At 62.2% G+C, this 2,183-nt stretch carries 2 protein-coding genes; both read right to left on the bottom strand.

Annotation, left to right across the window (positions count from 1 at the left end; genetic code table 11):
* Positions 1 to 99 precede the first annotated feature (99 nt).
* Positions 100 to 378 carry an integration host factor subunit beta gene (locus K2W81_RS13905; protein WP_294105374.1) on the bottom strand — a complete coding sequence of 93 codons (279 nt, stop codon included), beginning with the start codon at positions 376 to 378 and terminating at the stop codon, positions 100 to 102.
* A 161-nt stretch (positions 379 to 539) separates the two neighbouring features.
* Positions 540 to 2,183 (bottom strand): 30S ribosomal protein S1 (rpsA, locus tag K2W81_RS13900; RefSeq protein ID WP_294105373.1); only part of this gene is annotated, 1,644 nt, incomplete at its 5' end.

The following is a 2,183-nucleotide window of genomic DNA, read 5'->3' as shown; positions in this document are numbered from 1 at the left end:
GATTTTAAGTCTGCTGCGTCTACCGATTTCGCCACGTCCGCGGCAGCGCAGTGCAAGCGCAGCCGCGCGGCGGCGTCAAGCGGTGACGTGTATCCCGCGCTACATGTTCAGGCGCTGGCGCATTTCCTTGCCGGGCTTGAAATAGGGAACGCGCTTGGCGTCGACATCGACCAGCTCGCCCGTGCGCGGGTTGCGACCGGTGCGCGCGTCGCGGGCGCGGATGCTGAAGGCGCCGAAGCCGCGCAGTTCAACGCGGCCATTGGCGGCGAGCTGGGCGGAGATTTCATCGAAGAAGGTGGCGACGATCGCTTCGATGTCGCGTGGCGTCAGATCGGGATTTTCGGCAATCAACTTTTGGACCAATTCGGAGCGAATCATGTGCATCTCCCGCAAAACCGGCAAGCCACAACTACCATCCGAGTCCTGTCCCGCCCCCTGATAACGCTGTCACTCAACGCCTACTGGTGTAAGCCAATCAATTGGCACCCGAAAAGCCAAAAATGGGGCGATCCTGCCGAATCGCCCCATTTTGGGTATAATCAACTCTTGTCGGCGTTCCGCGCCTTGAGCGCCTCGCCGAGGATGTCGCCGAGCGACGCACCCGAGTCGGACGAACCATACTGCGCAACCGCTTCCTTTTCTTCGGAGATTTGCATCGCCTTGATCGAGAAGGTCGGCTTCTTGGAACGATCGAAACCGGTCACCATCGCATCGAACTTCTGTCCGACTTGGAACCGTTCCGGACGTTGCTCATCGCGGTCGCGGCCCAGATCGGTGCGCTTGATGAAGCCGGTGACGCCGGCATCGCCGACCTGAACCTCAAGGCCCGCATCGCGGACTTCGAGCACGGTGACGGTGACGATCGCATTCTTGTTGAGCCGCGAACCCTCGGCAGCGCCGGTGGCAGCAGCAGCGGGGGCACCCGCAACCGGGCCACCGCGTTCGAGCTGCTTCATGCCGAGCGAGATGCGCTCCTTCTCAGCATCGATGTCGAGCACGACGGCCTTCACCATTTCACCCTTGCGGTGCAGGTTGAGCGCGTCTTCGCCCGAAATGCCCCAGGCGATGTCCGACATATGGACCATGCCGTCGACGTCGTTGTCGAGGCCGATGAACAAGCCAAATTCGGTCGCGTTCTTGACTTCGCCTTCGACGGTCGAGCCGATCGGATGCGCTTCGAGGAAGGCCTCCCACGGATTGGCCTGTGCCTGCTTGAGGCCGAGCGAAATGCGGCGCTTTTCGGCGTCGACTTCGAGCACGATGACATCGACTTCCTGGCTGGTCGACACGATCTTGCCGGGGTGGACGTTCTTCTTGGTCCAGCTCATTTCGGAGACGTGGACCAGGCCCTCGATGCCCGCTTCGAGTTCGACGAAAGCGCCATATTCGGTGATGTTGGTGACGCGGCCCGACAGCTTGGCGCCGATCGGATACTTCACCATCGCGCCATCCCACGGATCGCTCTCAAGCTGCTTCATGCCGAGGCTGATGCGCTGCGTGTCCTTGTTGATGCGGATGATCTGGACGCGGACGGTCTGGCCGATTTCGAGCACTTCGCTCGGATGCGCGACGCGCTTGTAGCTCAGATCAGTGACGTGGAGCAGACCGTCGATGCCGCCCAAGTCAACGAACGCACCATAATCGGTGATGTTCTTGACGACGCCGTCGATCACCTGGCCCTCGGCGAGGCTGAGGATCAGGCCCGAACGCTGTTCGGCGCGGGTTTCCTCGAGGATCGCGCGCCGCGAGACGACGATGTTGCCGCGCTTGCGGTCCATCTTCAGGATCTGGAAGGGCTGGGGGATGTCCATCAGCGGGGCGACATCGCGCACCGGGCGGATATCAACCTGCGAACCGGGCAGGAAGGCCACGGCGCCGTTCAGGTCGACCGTGAAGCCGCCCTTGACGCGGCCGAAGATGACGCCTTCGACGCGCGAATTCTTGGCAAATTCGGCTTCCAGCGTGTCCCAGGCGGCTTCGCGGCGGGCGCGGTCGCGCGACAGCATCGCTTCGCCGTGGACGTTTTCGACGCGGTCGACATAGACTTCGACTTCGTCGCCAACCTTCAGGTCAGCCTTCTGGCCCGGCATCGCGAATTCGCGCAAAGGCACGCGGCCTTCGGACTTCAGCCCCACATCGATGACGGCGAGATCATTCTCGATCGCGGTAACGGTGCCCTTGAC

The sequence above is a fragment of the Sphingomonas sp. genome, from assembly GCF_019749955.1.
Lineage (GTDB): Bacteria > Pseudomonadota > Alphaproteobacteria > Sphingomonadales > Sphingomonadaceae > Sphingomonas.
This window is presented reverse-complemented; position numbering and strand designations above follow the sequence as displayed.

Coding starts and splice junctions, on each gene's coding strand:
- K2W81_RS13905 (WP_294105374.1), bottom strand. CDS start 378: ATGATTCGCTCCGAATTGGTCCAAAAGTTGATTGCCGAAAATCCCGAT.